Source organism: Chitinophaga sp. H8 (assembly GCF_040567655.1).
Lineage (GTDB): Bacteria > Bacteroidota > Bacteroidia > Chitinophagales > Chitinophagaceae > Chitinophaga > Chitinophaga defluvii.
This window is the reverse complement of the sequence record NZ_JBEXAC010000002.1, coordinates 232,301-246,391: the sequence shown is the minus strand read 5'-3', so window position 1 is coordinate 246,391 and position 14,091 is coordinate 232,301. Positions and strand designations below refer to the sequence as shown.

General features: G+C 45.0%; 13 protein-coding genes. 3 read left to right on the top strand and 10 right to left on the bottom strand.

What is annotated here, in order from left to right; translation table 11 throughout:
* Nucleotides 1-228: 228 nt before the first annotated feature.
* Complete coding sequence (locus tag ABR189_RS14740) at nt 229-1,296, bottom strand: hypothetical protein (RefSeq protein WP_354661283.1); 1,068 nt, start codon at nt 1,294-1,296, stop codon at nt 229-231.
* Nucleotides 1,297-1,446: 150 nt separating this feature from the next.
* Nucleotides 1,447-2,187 carry a Bax inhibitor-1/YccA family protein gene (locus tag ABR189_RS14735; RefSeq protein ID WP_354661282.1) on the bottom strand — a complete coding sequence of 247 codons (741 nt, stop codon included), beginning with the start codon at nt 2,185-2,187 and terminating at the stop codon, nt 1,447-1,449.
* A gap of 260 nt (nt 2,188-2,447) precedes the next feature.
* On the opposite strand from ABR189_RS14735, the gene ABR189_RS14730 reads away from it, so the two are divergent.
* Both ABR189_RS14730 and ABR189_RS14725 read left to right on the top strand, forming a co-directional pair.
* Nucleotides 2,448-4,298, top strand: a complete 1,851-nt coding sequence (locus ABR189_RS14730) for a 2-oxoacid:acceptor oxidoreductase subunit alpha (RefSeq protein ID WP_354661281.1) — start codon at nt 2,448-2,450, stop codon at nt 4,296-4,298.
* Between the two features lie 116 nt (nt 4,299-4,414).
* Nucleotides 4,415-5,008: a DUF6134 family protein gene (locus ABR189_RS14725; protein ID WP_354661280.1), complete on the top strand. Its 594-nt coding sequence runs from the start codon at nt 4,415-4,417 to the stop codon at nt 5,006-5,008.
* A 90-nt stretch (nt 5,009-5,098) separates the two neighbouring features.
* Here ABR189_RS14725 and ABR189_RS14720 read toward each other — a convergent pair whose 3' ends face one another.
* From ABR189_RS14720 to ABR189_RS14685, 8 genes are all read right to left on the bottom strand, one after another.
* Complete coding sequence (locus ABR189_RS14720) at nt 5,099-6,292, bottom strand: Gfo/Idh/MocA family protein (protein ID WP_354661279.1); 1,194 nt, start codon at nt 6,290-6,292, stop codon at nt 5,099-5,101.
* A gap of 225 nt (nt 6,293-6,517) precedes the next feature.
* On the bottom strand, nt 6,518-7,726 hold the full coding sequence (locus tag ABR189_RS14715; protein ID WP_354661278.1) for a nucleoside permease: 1,209 nt from the start codon (nt 7,724-7,726) through the stop codon (nt 6,518-6,520).
* A 97-nt stretch (nt 7,727-7,823) separates the two neighbouring features.
* Entirely contained in the window at nt 7,824-8,471 is a 648-nt protein-coding gene (nth, locus tag ABR189_RS14710) for an endonuclease III (protein WP_354661277.1), read from the bottom strand.
* A gap of 147 nt (nt 8,472-8,618) precedes the next feature.
* Nucleotides 8,619-8,864, bottom strand: coding sequence for a hypothetical protein (locus ABR189_RS14705; protein ID WP_354661276.1), 246 nt, complete (start codon nt 8,862-8,864; stop codon nt 8,619-8,621).
* Nucleotides 8,865-8,972: 108 nt separating this feature from the next.
* Nucleotides 8,973-9,287, bottom strand: a complete 315-nt coding sequence (locus ABR189_RS14700) for an FtsB family cell division protein (protein ID WP_354661275.1) — start codon at nt 9,285-9,287, stop codon at nt 8,973-8,975.
* Between the two features lie 80 nt (nt 9,288-9,367).
* Entirely contained in the window at nt 9,368-10,660 is a 1,293-nt protein-coding gene (gene eno / locus ABR189_RS14695) for a phosphopyruvate hydratase (RefSeq protein ID WP_354661274.1), read from the bottom strand.
* 66 nt (nt 10,661-10,726) lie between these two features.
* On the bottom strand, nt 10,727-11,635 hold the full coding sequence (gene gldA, locus ABR189_RS14690) for a gliding motility-associated ABC transporter ATP-binding subunit GldA (RefSeq protein ID WP_354661273.1): 909 nt from the start codon (nt 11,633-11,635) through the stop codon (nt 10,727-10,729).
* Between the two features lie 60 nt (nt 11,636-11,695).
* Complete coding sequence (locus tag ABR189_RS14685; protein WP_354661272.1) at nt 11,696-12,100, bottom strand: DUF4332 domain-containing protein; 405 nt, start codon at nt 12,098-12,100, stop codon at nt 11,696-11,698.
* Nucleotides 12,101-12,288: 188 nt separating this feature from the next.
* Here ABR189_RS14685 and ABR189_RS14680 point away from each other — a divergent pair, with 188 nt between their 5' ends.
* Nucleotides 12,289-13,965, top strand: coding sequence for a peptidoglycan DD-metalloendopeptidase family protein (locus ABR189_RS14680; protein WP_354661271.1), 1,677 nt, complete (start codon nt 12,289-12,291; stop codon nt 13,963-13,965).
* Nucleotides 13,966-14,091: the final 126 nt, after the last annotated feature.

Genomic DNA, 14,091 nt, shown 5'->3' with positions numbered 1-14,091 from the left:
GGACTGCTAACAGGTTCAATGGTAATTTTGCAATTACCATGCCACCGGTGCCACTTTTTTTTCAGATCAATTGGTTTAACATTTCTTTAGAAAAGCTTTAACAATAAGGGCTTGAGTGTAATTGGCCGTGTGCGGCTGTATTTTATTGAATAAAAAAAGACTGCTGAAAACCAGCAGCCTTTTTTATCGTAAACAGATTCGTAGCAACTCATCTGCTACCTGAGATTGTTATCTTTTTTGCTGTTGTTTTTCCAATATCTCCAGCCTGTTTTCCAATGCAGTATTTTTCTTTTCGTTGGCTATGAGCTGGCGCTCCAATGCTTCATTTTTTTTGTTGCCTTCAATCAGGTATAACGTAAGTTCTTCTACTTTCTGTAACAGTTTCCTGTTCATTTCTCCCAGATCTAATCCTTCCTGTGCTACCGTAGCAGCAGTGGGCATATCAGGAAGATGTTTATTCGTGGTAATATATTGTTCTACTTCCTGTAGAGAAGGTAGCCGGTAGGTGGGTTCAAATACAAAATCCGGCCAGGCACCAAATTCTTTTACTTTTATTTTCGTAAAAATTCCCGCACCATTCACTGCCAGTTTATAACCTTTGGTATCATTAGTACCAATACCTACGTTACTATCAAAATAGGCATTACCCTGTACATCGTGGTAGGGTAGTTTGTAAAACTGGTTATTATCGAAGTCGCATTTAAGGCCATAATCTGTTGTGATAACGAGCGCACTGACGGGACGTACAAGACTAGGGGTGTATGGCGCTGTAACCATTGGGCTATCATGGAAATCGGCGATAGTACGATAAAATACATATCCCCATAAATAATTGGAAGATACCCATAAAGCGTCATTATAAACAAAGAAGGTTGCACCACGGGCATTGCCGGAAATACATTTTATTTCCATACCGTCAAAACGGGTAGTAGTACCAGGTACTTTATCCACCCGAATGCGATAGGTACTTTGATGATTAAAATAATTAGGATCGCCCTCAATGGATAGCTCTATGATACTTGAATACCGGTGCGCCGGATCATTTAGCTGCAAAAGCTTGTAGTAATAGGGGCGATAGGGAGCTACCCATTCCTGAGTATAACCCATATAAGTCCAATCTCCTGTGTTATAGGCCAGGGGGCTGATAAGCGCATTATTTTTCACCATCAGGTTGGGCATCTTTTCCTGCGGAGCTACCATATGAATGGCCGTATCCGGTGGAGCTGGTGCAGCAAATGTATTAAGGCTGACAAAGGACGTTAGTAGTGTTACTAATAGGGCAAAACATGCTTTCATAGTTGAGCGGGATAAAAGGGTTTTAAAATGATTAACAAAAATGATTAGCAACAAATATAATGGATAGGCAGACTTAATGCAAGATGCTGTATACTAAAAAGGGCCGTATCAGCATTGATACAGCCCCATTATATCGTTTTATGACGACGGTTATCTTCTGTTCAGTTTGGCCAGCAAACGGAGTATTTCCAGGTATAACCATACCAGGGTAACGAGGAGGCCAAAACCTGCAAACCATTCGAAGTATTTGGGAGCTCCCTGTGCCGCACCGTTTTCGATCATGTCAAAATCCAGGATCAGGTTCAGCGCTGCGATACCTACCACCACAAAGGAGAATATAATACCAAAGGTGCTGCCTTCATGAAGGAAAGGAATATTGATATTAAACATACGCAGGACCATCGCAATTAAATAAAATATAGCGATACCGGCAGTAGCAGTGATAATAATGGCCCTGAATTTTTCAGTAGCACGGATCACCTGGAACTTATACAATGCCAGCATAGCCAGGAAGGTACCAAAAGTAAGTCCTACCGCCTGCAATACAATACCTTCATACAGGCTGCCATAGTAAGCGGAGATAGCACCCAGGAATAAACCTTCTGCCAGAGCATAGGCCGGAGCCAGGTATGGTGCCCATTCTTTCTTAAATATAATGACCAGTGCGAGTATAAAACCACCAATAGCACCACCTATCATAAAAGGTGTTACATTTTCACCTTTGGAAAACAGTCCCCAGGAATAAACTGCAGCAGCCATTACCATCAGCAGTAAAAAAGCTACTTTATTTACGGTACCTCCGATGGTCATTACTCCGCCATCGTGTATACGGGAAGCTTCTTCAAAGGTTTTTTGTTTCAGTACAGGGTTATTCGATTCAAAAATTGCCATATAAAATATGTTTTTATTGCGGGATAAAAATACAACTAAATCGGTGAAAGTTTTGTTAAAGCGTGCTGGGCCGCGTTTTAATCAGTTGGGTCATAACTTTTGGTTATGTGGTATAACCAAATATCAATATGGACAAGTGCCAGCGGGCTATAAAGTCTACTAAGTTTGTGTACTTTTGTGGTGTAATTAGTATTATTCCGCTTACGAGTAACATTACTTCCTGGCGAATTGCTAAATTTACAGTCTTAAATGGATGAGCAATGGCTAATACTACGATACAACAGATAGAAGATGTTGTTATAAAATTTGCCGGGGATAGTGGAGATGGCATGCAGTTGACCGGTAGTCAGTTTTCAAATAATACCGCATTAATAGGAAATGACCTGAGTACTTTCCCGGACTTTCCGGCCGAAATACGTGCCCCGATAGGCACCTTGCCAGGCGTGAGCGGCTTCCAGCTGCATTTTTCTTCCAACCGTATTTTCACACCAGGCGATGCCTGTGATGTGCTGGTAGCCATGAATGCGGCAGCACTGAAAGTGAATATGAAAGGGCTGAAAAAAGGAGGGATCATTATTGCCAATACAGACGGCTTTGATGCCAAGAACCTGCGGCTGGCCAATTATCCCGAAGGCGTAAATCCTTTGGAAGATGGATCACTGGCTGATTATCAGCTACATACCATGGACGTTACAAAAATGACCCGGGAAGCGCTGAAGGATATTAACATGGGTATGAAGGAGAAAGACCGTGCCAAGAACATGTTTGTATTGGGCTTCCTGTACTGGCTGTACGACCGTAACATGGAGAACACGGAAACTTTCCTCGTGGAGAAGTTTGGTAAAAAACCGGAGATACTGGAAAGTAACCTCCGTACCCTGCGTGCCGGTTATAACTTCGGAGATACGGTAGAGGCGTTTACCACGCGTTTCCGTGTGGAGAAAGCCCGTATGGAACCGGGTACTTACCGCAGCATTACCGGAAATACAGCCCTTTCTTATGGGCTGGTGGCAGCTTCCCAAAAAGCGAACCTACCTATTTTTCTGGGTACTTATCCTATTACACCGGCATCAGACATCCTGCATGACCTGAGTAAATATAAAAACTTCGGTATCCGTACTTTCCAGGCAGAAGACGAAATTGCGGGCATTAGCTCGGCGATTGGCGCTTCTTATGGTGGGCATATGGGTGTAACCACCACTTCCGGCCCTGGTATGGCCCTGAAAGGGGAAGCCATGGGGCTGGCAGTAATGCTGGAAATACCGCTGCTGATCATTAATATTCAGCGTGGAGGCCCTTCTACGGGATTACCTACCAAAACGGAACAGTCGGATTTGTTGCAGGCTTATTACGGCCGTAACGGAGAATGCCCGATGCCGATCGTTGCGGCAGCCACCCCTGCTGATTGCTTCAACGGCATATTTGATGCCTTCAGGATTGCCGTACAGCACATGACACCGGTGATCTTCCTGAGCGATGGTTATATTGCCAATGGTTCTGAACCCTGGAGATTCCCTAAGAGCGCCGACTTACCAGCTATTGAAGTGAAATTCAAAAAGGGACTGGAAGAAGGAGAAGAAACCTTCTTACCTTATCACCGGGATGAAAACCTGGTACGCCCCTGGGCAATACCTGGTACACCTGGACTGGAACACCGTATTGGCGGGCTTGAAAAGCAAAACATCACCGGTAATGTGAGCTATGATGCAGAAAATCACCAGCTCATGGTTAAGATCCGCCAGGAAAAAGTAGATAAAATAGCGGACCATATCCCTCTGCAAAAGATTGAACTGGGCCCTGAAAAAGGTAAAGTACTGGTATTGGGATGGGGCTCTACTTTTGGATCTATTAAAAGTGCCGTGCTGGAATTGCTGGAAGAAGGCCATGAAGTGGCACATGCCCATCTCCGTCACCTTCGCCCTTTCCCTAAGAATCTGGGAGATATCCTGCACAGCTATGATAAGGTGTTGATCCCTGAAATCAATAACGGACAGCTGATCCGCATTATCCGTGATCAGTATCTGATTGATGCACAGGGATATCATAAGATCATGGGCGTACCTATTACCAAGAGTGAATTGGTAGTAAGGATCCGTGAGATGCTTGCATAATAAGGAACGATATATGTTAAAAAATTATAAAATCCTGCCTCCGGGCGGGATTTTTTGTATTTTCAGGTAATTGCAATTGCACTATTTACGTTGTAATAAGAAGTTTAAGCCCGATTATGATAAGATGCCTTTTTCGCGTATTGTTCAGCATAGTGATAGTCATTGCGGGTACCCCCATTGTTTGGGCGCAATCCTACAACTTTGAATTACGTTTTGCCAATCAAACTATCGGTACCATTGCCGCCCAACGCAAAACGAACGGTGCTGCGAAGAGCATCACTATTACCACCCGTGTACAATCATTGCTTTCCAAGGTAAATCTGGACATCCTGAATGAGTATAAGGGGGATGTACTGGTGCAGGCAAAATCAGGGCGCCAGAGCGGCAAGAATGGGGAATCCAGGGAAACTACGGTGCTCAGGGAGGGGAATGATTATAAGGTGGTGGTAGATGGTACCAGATCAGTGTTGAATAATACCGAAATCACGGATTGTGTGGCCGAACTATATTTTGCAGAGCCGAAGCAGGTAAGCCGGATCTTTTCAGAAACCCTGGGGCGTTTTCTGCCTATCCGGTCAATTGGTAAAGGACATTATGAGCTGGTGCTGCCTGAGGGGAAAAAGAATATTTATAAATATGAAAACGGCACCCTGGTGGAAGTGGAAGTTAGTCATCAGCTGGGCAAAGCACTTATTGTGCGGGTAAGTTAACAGATAAAAAAGACTGATGAGCAGAACCGCTTAACTATCTTTTTAACAGCAAGCGATATTTACTCATCAGCCCTTATTATATCAGTGGGATCAGGAAATGGTTCTTTCGATGATCTGTCCGCTTTTTTTATCTTTCAGGATCAATTTTTTAGCACCGAAGTGCGTCATTTCTTCTTTTACCAGGTAGAAGTCGGCATCAAAATCTGTTAAGGTTTTGCCATCACCTACCCCTTCCTGGCCCCGCCAGATTTCGAGATTGACAGGTTCCCATTTTTTACTTTTGGCACTCACATAAGCAGCATCCAGTATTGCATTCACGACATATCCATCATAAAATGTTTCCCTGGGAGCTTTACCACTTTCCATGGCATTAAACATGTCGGTAAACATGTGATTATAACCCAGTTCATTGAGTTCATCACCTACAGGAAACAGCCAGCCGGTGTTGCTCTCTGCCTTTTCTGCTACATAGTCGGCGCCTTTGCCGGTGGTAAACATATCAAAGCCGGTACGTAAAAAGCTGTTGAGCCAGATAGTACCTTCCGTACCCATTACTTCATCACGTAAATCCAGGCCACCCCGGAAAGTCCAGCTCACCTCAAACTGGCCGATAGCGCCATTTTCATATTTCACCAAACCAATAGCATGGTCTTCTGCATCAATGGGTTTTACCTGGGTATCAGCCCAGCACATTACTTCTATTGGTTTGATATCTTTTCCGATGAAGCTGCGTCCTATTTCCACGCAATGACAGCCAAGGTCCAGCATACAGCCACCGCCGGCCTGTTCTTTATCCCAGAACCATTCACTGTGCGGGCCAGGGTGTGTTTCGCGTGATTTAGCCCAGAGGATACGTCCTAATGCCCCATTTTTAACGCTTTCGAGCGCTTTGATGAGCTTAGGTGTATATACCAGGTCTTCCAGGTAACCATGGAAAATACCTGCCTTTTCTACCGCTTCCAGCATACGTTTGGCTTCTGCGGCATTACGGCCCAGGGGTTTGGTACAGATCACTGCCTTTTTGTGTTTACAACATAAGTTGACTGCTGCCTCATGCAGATTATTAGGCAGGGATACACATACTACTTCCACTTCCGGATGTGCGATGGCCTCCTCCATGTCCAGTGTCCAATGTGGCACCTGGTAGTCGGCTGCAAATTTCACGGCACTTTCTTCCCGGCGGGAATAAATACTTACAATTTTATCTCTGCTCCTTTGTCCTTGCAGAGAGTCTGCATAAAAGCGCCCGATGAATCCCGAGCCAAGCATTGCAATTTTTGCCATAGAATTTTTTTTAGCTGTTAGCTTTTAGCTACTAGCTGTTAGTAATTATGTTTTGTTAAGCTATTAGTGGTTAGCTTTTAGCTATTGTATGTTTTTAGTTGTTGGCTTTTGCTGGTGTTTAGCATTATGCTTATTGTACGTGTCTGTTAAGATAATAAAAAGGATGTTGCTTTTACCTGCCTCAATTGCCCAATGCAAAAAGTTAACAATTAGTTTCCATCCACATCAATGACTAACAGCTTTTTTTTCCTTAAACAACAACAGGAACAGGAGCAAAACAACCAATGCGATACCGGCAGGGATCAGCCAGATCGATTGCCAGTCATGTCCGCCATCTGCAGTTTTAAAAGCTTCTACGATAGGGCCGGAAATAATAGAGCCGATCAGCATACCCACGCCATAGGTAGCGAGGGTCACCATTCCTTGTGCAGCACTTTTGAATTTTTCACCTGCCAGGTTATCGGTATAGATTTGTCCGGTCACAAAAAAGAAATCGTAGCAAATACCGTGTAATACGATACCACCAATAAGCATCCAGTAGTTGGCATCTACATTGCCGTAGGCAAACAATGCATAACGTATCACCCATGCCAGCATACCCAGTCCCAGCATCTTTTTAACACCCAGGCGTACAAAGAATAGCGGCATCAGCAACATGAACAGCAATTCAGACATCTGCCCCATAGATTGTTTGCCCGCAGCAGCAGTCATACCTATTTCGTTCAGGTAGGGATTAGTGAAGTTATAGTAGAATGCTAAGGGAATACAAATTGCGATAGATGATACAAAGAACAGCAGGTAAGATCGGTTTTTCAATAAGCGGATCGCATCCAGTCCGAGGATTTCGCTTACTGATACTTTGGTATCTCTCTTTACAGGTGGCGTGGAGGGAAGGGTAAAACTGAATAAGCCTAACAGGGCAGAAGCGCCCGCAGCCATTTTAAAAGTCATTTCCAGGGAGCCGCTTTTTTCCCATCCCAGCCAGCCAATGGTGAGGCCGGCAATGATCCAGCCGGCCGTGCCAAACACCCGGATGGTAGGAAACTCTTTACTGGGATCTTTCATCTGCCGGAAAGATACGGAGTTGACCAGCGCCAGGGTAGGCATAAACAGGATCATGTATACCAGTAAAACAGGATAAAAAGTAGAGAAGTCTACCGTAGAAGAAGCTACCCACAGTAGTATTGCTCCTGCAATGTGGATTACACCCAGTATCAGCTGAGCCGCAAAAAAGCGGTCTGCTATCAGTCCTACGATAAATGGTGCAATGATAGCACCGATGGATTGTGTCAGGAAGGCCATGCCCACCTGTGTATCGTTGGTATTTTGTAAGCTTTTAAGCACAAAGGTGCCTAATGTTACAAACCATGCTCCCCAGATAAAAAACTCGAGGAACATCATGAAGGATAATTGTACTCTTACGCTAAATTTCATAACAGTCTGATGATTTGTTGATTGAATCTATTGGTTTCTTTGACAGATTAAGGTACGAAAATTATCGGGGGTGGTCAACAGAGGGCCGGATGAACGTTTAAGCTTCTTTTATTAACTGGTGATAGTATTTGCATGCCGGTCTCAGCCCGCATTCCCCGCATTTGGGGCTTCGTGCCACACAGATATAACGGCCATGCAGGATCAGCCAGTGATGAGCGATATGGACCTGCTCTTCCGGGATATATTTCAGGAGCTGTAATTCTGTTTGCAGGGGAGTGGTAGCATTGGTAGTGAGTCCTATCCGTGCAGACACCCGGAATACGTGTGTATCCACTGCCATGTTGGGTTGCTGATGTACCACAGAGGTGATCACATTAGCCGTTTTACGCCCCACCCCTGGCAGGGTGATCAGTTCCTTTACGGTAGCCGGAATTTCCCCGTTAAATTCTTCCATTACCTTTTGGGCCATGCCAATGAGGTGTTTGGTTTTATTGTTAGGGTAGCTGATACTGCGGATCAGTGGAAAGAGTTCATCAAACGTAGCATGGCTCAGGGTCTCTACGGTAGGGTATTTTTCAAAAATAGCCGGTGTGGTCAGGTTTACCCTTTTGTCTGTGCATTGCGCGGAGAGGATAACCGCCACCAGGAGCTGATAAGGATTATCATAAATCAGTTCGGTTTCCGCATTAGGTACATGTGTTTCGAAGTACTTGAGTACAAAGGCGAAACGCTCTTTTTTGGTCATGATGTAAAGATAATAAAAACGGAGCAGGGGGACACAGGCCAACAGATGTGTAAGGTATAGCGCTGTACCACAGCCGTGGTGCAGGGATGATTTTTTAGCCGGGTGCAAAGCGCAACTGGCAGCCAGTCAAAATAGGTGGTGATGATGTTACCAGTTACTGTTATCCGCAGATAAGGAGTTATAGGTATTTTCTCCTGCTGCATAATCAAATATTGCCTGTAAGGTAGCAGCTCTTGGTGAATAGGTGATGGTAGTTAAGGCTTTTTTAGCTTGTGCTATACCAGCCAGTTCTTCCAGTGAAAATGCAGGGTCTTCCTGTAAATATTTGGTGGAGAGTTTGCTATCAGGAACAGGATATAAGGTAATTGGTAAAAGTGGTGTAAAATTGCTCATGCAAATTATTTTTAATACAATTAATTAATTTACAACCATATAACGGCATACAGACAGAAAGTATTGTTAATTTAAGCTAATTTTTTATAACCGGCAAATAGGGGGAGCTTATTCCTTTGGAGGGGCTGTAGTGATGATGAAAAGGTCCTCATTATCTTTTTTCATGAGGTACTTTTCCCTGGCAAATTTCTCTAATTTTTCGGGGCTGGAGAGTAATTCCTGTTGTTCTTCCCGGGTTTGTGAGATTTCGGTTTGATAGAAATTTTTCTGGGTTTCCAGCTTATTGACTTCAGTCTGGAGCTGGTACTGGGAAAGGAGGTTATTTCTGTCCAGAAAAACGAGCCATACCACAAAAGCCAGGGCTGCTACGAAATATTTGTTTCGGAGTATGCCTGGAAGTGAAATGGACTTTAATGCTGACATTGGCTCGGTTTTCAGAAATTCCGGATACTGTCATAGACAGTACCCGGAATGGTTGCTCACTATTATAACGTGAAAAGCGCTTATTTCTTACCAAATTTAACAGAATTTTTCGGATAAATAGCGCAATCGCCCAGCTGTTCTTCGATGCGGAGCAATTGGTTGTATTTAGCCATTCTGTCTGTACGGGAAGCAGAACCGGTTTTGATCTGTCCGCAATTCAGTGCTACTGCCAGGTCGGCGATAGTGGTATCTTCTGTTTCGCCGGAGCGGTGGCTCATGATGGAAGTGTAACCGGCTTTGTGGGCCATGTTCACCGCGTCGATGGTTTCAGTAACGGTACCGATCTGGTTTACCTTGATCAGGATACTGTTACCGATTTCCTGGTCAATACCTTGTTTCAGGCGCAGTACGTTGGTAACAAACAGGTCATCTCCAACCAGCTGTACTTTAGCACCTACAGCGGTGGTCAGTTTTTTCCAGCCATCCCAATCATCTTCCGCCATACCATCTTCGATAGATACGATAGGGTATTTATTGCACCATTCAGCCCAGAAAGCCACCATTTCATCGCTGCTCAGCACTTTCTGAGAGCTCTTGTAGAATTTGTAAGTTTTGTCTGCATCGTTAAACATTTCGCTGCTGGCAGCATCCAGGGCAATACCTACCTGTTCGCCTGGTTTGTAACCTGCTGCTTCAATCGCTGCGAGTACAGTTTCGATGGCTTCTTCATTGCTCTGAATTTCAGGCGCAAAACCACCTTCATCACCTACGTTGGTGCTGTAACCTTTTTTCTTCAGTACAGATTTCAGGTGGTGGAATATTTCCACGCCCCAGCGTAAGCCTTCAGAAAAGGTGGAAGCACCTACCGGAACGATCATAAATTCCTGGAAATCAATTTTATTGTCTGCGTGTACGCCACCATTGATGATGTTCATTAAAGGAATAGGCAGGGTCAGTGCATTTACACCACCCAGGTAGCGGTAAAGCGGCATATTGCACTCGTCGGCAGCAGCTTTGGCAACCGCCATACTTACTGCAAGCGTAGCATTGGCACCCAGTTTTGCTTTATTGGGAGTACCATCCAGTTCGATCAGCATTTTATCAATACCAGCCTGGTCGGTTACATCCCAGCCTATCAGTTCTTCGGCAATGATTTCATTTACGTTGTTAACTGCCTGTAATACACCTTTCCCCATGTATACGCTCTTGTCATTATCCCGGAGTTCTACGGCTTCGTGCTTGCCGGTAGATGCACCGGATGGAACTGCTGCCCGTCCGAAATGACCATCTTCTGTAGTTACATCTACTTCAATAGTAGGATTGCCACGGCTGTCTAAAATCTGCCTTGCATGGATCTCTGAAATGATACTCATGGTGAATTATTGTTTTAAATCGTTAGTGTTAAATTGTTGGCAATTCTACCCGCAGCGCACTGCCAACTATTTCGTCAGTTCCCGGAAAATGTCTTCCAGACGCTGCGAATTGCTCTGCAAAGAAAGGATGTTCCGGTTATTTATCAAAGCAAATTGCAGGAGGTTTTTACGTACCTCTTCGATCCGGGAGGTAAATAGCTGCCAGGTATGGCCTTCCTGCTGCATCACACGTGATATTCCTTCAATTTGTTCCAGTTCGGCAGCGGTGACTGGTTCGCCAAAAGTAACCTGAATATAACCATTGCCGGCGCCACTTTGTTGTAAACGGGCCAGTTGATCGTCGGCAATGATCTTTCCTTTGTTGATAATGATTACCCGGCTGCAAAGGGCTTCCACTTCCTGCATGATATGGGTAGACAGGATCACCGTTTTGTTGTTGCCCAGGTCTTTGATTACCTGGCGTATATCGGCCAGCTGATTAGGATCCAGGCCGGAAGTGGGTTCATCCAGGATCAGTACTTCGGGATTGTGGAGCAGGGCCTGTGCCAGGCCTACGCGCTGTTTGTACCCCTTTGACAGGGCGCCTATCTTTTTGGCGCTTTCGGGCCGTAAACCGGTGAGATCGATCATTTCATCGATCCGCTGTTTGCCGGCGCGCCCCAGCTCATGTACGGCAGCGATAAATTCCAGGAATTCCCGTACGTACATATCGTGGTACAAAGGGTTGGCTTCCGGTAAATAGCCTACCCGTTTACGTACTTCCAGGGAATGTGTAACCACGTTGTAGCCACAAACGCTGGCCTGTCCGCTGCTGGGAGGTAAAAAGCCGGTAATCATTTTCATGGTAGTAGACTTGCCGGCGCCGTTAGGCCCCAGGAACCCTACTATTTCCCCTTTGTTCAGCTCAAAAGAAAGCGCATCTACGGCTTTTTGCTCACCATATATTTTACTCAGTTGTTGTACAGCTATAGACATGTCAGTAGCGGGCATTTAGGAGCACCAAAGTAAGGTCAAAAAAGTGAAACGGCCATACTGTTATCCTGGAATGACTGCCTGTTGCCTGCTTTCCGTGATCATGTGGGTAAGTTCGGGGAGGGAAGGAACGTGATTGCTTACATGGCGGAGGTCATTGATCAGCTGGATACGGCTGTACAGGTTGGCAGGGTCCTGGGTATTTAATTGTGATACGGTGTATACGCCGGCTGTTTCCAGTAGTTCTGCCAGCTGGTCGTCCATACCGCTGATATCAAGTAGCGCGGTGTGATGCATCCATTTCAGGATTAAACTTTCCGGTATGCCCGTAGCGGTGATCAGTAAAGCTCTGTCTGCTTCCGTGCCGGCTGCTGCTGCTAACTGCTGTAAAGTATCAATACCCTGTGCCTGTAGTTTGCTGGCATAGTAAGGGCTTATACTCATAATTTCATGAACAGGATGACTCATAATCATTGGTATTTTTTAGTGTTCTCGATCTGCATCAGCATTTGTCAGGATAAATAGTACAAGTGTTTATACGAAATCGTTATATGTACTAAGTTAATAGTTTGTTGATGGCCCTGCAACCCTTTTTTAAAAAAGTATATATATGAGGAGTGGTTTGGTGAGGGCTGAACAATGCTTACATTTGCACCATGAAGAGAATGCTTGGCCTTATCTGCCTGATACCCCAGTTGTTACAGGCGCAATACTTACCCAATAAAGATTATCCAAAAGGTTATTTCAGGAATCCCCTGAATGTACCAATAGAACTGGCTGGTAATTTTGGAGAATTACGGCCTAACCATTTTCATTCCGGTATTGACATTAAAACGCAGCAACGCGAAAACCTGGAAGTGCATGCGGTAGCAGATGGTTATGTGAGCAGGGTAGGCGTTTCGCATACCGGATTTGGAAACGCATTATACATTACTCACCCTAATGGGTATACGACTGTTTATGCGCACCTGAACCGCTTTTATCCGCAGCTGGAAAAGTACGTAAAGCAAAAACAGTATGAACAGGAAAGCTGGGCTACCAGTCTGGAAATACCTGAAGGAATGTTTCCTGTAAAGAAAGGAGAGTTTGTAGCCTGGAGTGGTAATACCGGTGGATCCGGTGGCCCGCACCTGCATCTGGAAATCAGGAATACAGCTACTGAAAAGCCATTAAACCCATTACTGTTTGGTTTTGACGTGCCGGATAAACGTGCACCGGAAGTATACCGGGTAGCCTTGTACGACCGCAGCAAAAGCCTGTATGAACAGCAACCTATTATGCTGCCGGTAAAGCTGGTCAATGGCCAGTACGTACCTGCACAGCCGGTAGTGAAGATAAGAGCAAGCGAAGTAGGGGTGGCCGTCCAGGCGATAGACCGCATGAGCAATTCTGCCAATGCCAATGGTATCTATGAAGTGGTATTGCTGGATAATGATGTGCCCAGCATTGGCTTTCAGCTGGATGATATCGGGTATGATGAAACACGTTATCTGAATGCACATATTGATTATAAAGTAAAGAAAAGCGGCGGCCCTTACCTGCAACTGGTATTTGCCCTGCCTGGTAATAAACTGGATGTATATCATGATCTGAAAGGAGATGGGATCCTGAACCTGTCTGACGGAGCGGTGCACCAGATAAAACTACTGGTAAAGGATGCTTATGGTAATACGTCTACCGTAAAATTCGGCTTACAGCAACAAGCAGGGGAAACCTCTGAAAAGGTCTGCGCCAATACCATGTATCCGGATTCAAGAAATATTTTCGAAAACAACCAGGTAGAGTTTTTCCTGGAAGAGCAGGCATTATACGACCGGATTTGTTTTAACTACCTCGAACTACCCAGTAAAAATCCCAAAGCCTTGTCTAATACCTTCCGGCTGCATACCGCATTGGTACCTGTACATAATACCTATAATCCGCGGATCAAAACCAACCGTTTAGTACCGCTGGGGCTGGAACATAAGGTGGTGATGGTGCGGGAAGGTGCCGGCGGATCAGGCGTATCTGCTACTGTGCTGGAAGATGGCTGGTACAAGGGCAGCTTCCGCGACTTTGGAGATTTCCACCTGGAACTGGATACCGTAGCGCCTAAAATTGGTGTGATATCCGGTGGTAAAGGCGGTAAAATTGCTTTTTCTATGAGCGATGCCAGCGGTATCAAAAGTTATCGCGCAGAGCTGGATGGTAAATGGCTCATGTTTGTTCGCAGAGGCAACGTACTTACTTACACTTTTGATGAACACTGTCCTCCAGGCAGTCATAACCTGAAATTAACTGTTACCGACGAGGTAGGAAATACTGCGGTACAGCATTTGAAATTTAGCCGTTAGCTATTAGCCTTTAGCTGTTAGCTTTCCTGGGTCATGTTCCTAGCGGTTAACTAATTGCAGTGACTCACTAACAAAACCTACTTGCTAACGGCTAATAACTAAAAGCTAACAGCTCAAAAGAATAAC

Bases quoted from the DNA above. Each gene is read 5' to 3' on its own strand.
- ABR189_RS14740 (WP_354661283.1), bottom strand. From the start codon at position 1,296: ATGAAAGCATGTTTTGCCCTATTAGTAACACTACTAACGTCCTTTGTC.
- ABR189_RS14735 (WP_354661282.1), bottom strand. From the start codon at position 2,187: ATGGCAATTTTTGAATCGAATAACCCTGTACTGAAACAAAAAACCTTT.
- ABR189_RS14730 (WP_354661281.1), top strand. From the start codon at position 2,448: ATGGCTAATACTACGATACAACAGATAGAAGATGTTGTTATAAAATTT.
- ABR189_RS14725 (WP_354661280.1), top strand. From the start codon at position 4,415: ATGATAAGATGCCTTTTTCGCGTATTGTTCAGCATAGTGATAGTCATT.
- ABR189_RS14720 (WP_354661279.1), bottom strand. From the start codon at position 6,292: ATGGCAAAAATTGCAATGCTTGGCTCGGGATTCATCGGGCGCTTTTAT.
- ABR189_RS14715 (WP_354661278.1), bottom strand. From the start codon at position 7,726: ATGAAATTTAGCGTAAGAGTACAATTATCCTTCATGATGTTCCTCGAG.
- nth (WP_354661277.1), bottom strand. From the start codon at position 8,471: ATGACCAAAAAAGAGCGTTTCGCCTTTGTACTCAAGTACTTCGAAACA.
- ABR189_RS14705 (WP_354661276.1), bottom strand. From the start codon at position 8,864: ATGAGCAATTTTACACCACTTTTACCAATTACCTTATATCCTGTTCCT.
- ABR189_RS14700 (WP_354661275.1), bottom strand. From the start codon at position 9,287: ATGTCAGCATTAAAGTCCATTTCACTTCCAGGCATACTCCGAAACAAA.
- eno (WP_354661274.1), bottom strand. From the start codon at position 10,660: ATGAGTATCATTTCAGAGATCCATGCAAGGCAGATTTTAGACAGCCGT.
- gldA (WP_354661273.1), bottom strand. From the start codon at position 11,635: ATGTCTATAGCTGTACAACAACTGAGTAAAATATATGGTGAGCAAAAA.
- ABR189_RS14685 (WP_354661272.1), bottom strand. From the start codon at position 12,100: ATGAGTCATCCTGTTCATGAAATTATGAGTATAAGCCCTTACTATGCC.
- ABR189_RS14680 (WP_354661271.1), top strand. From the start codon at position 12,289: ATGAAGAGAATGCTTGGCCTTATCTGCCTGATACCCCAGTTGTTACAG.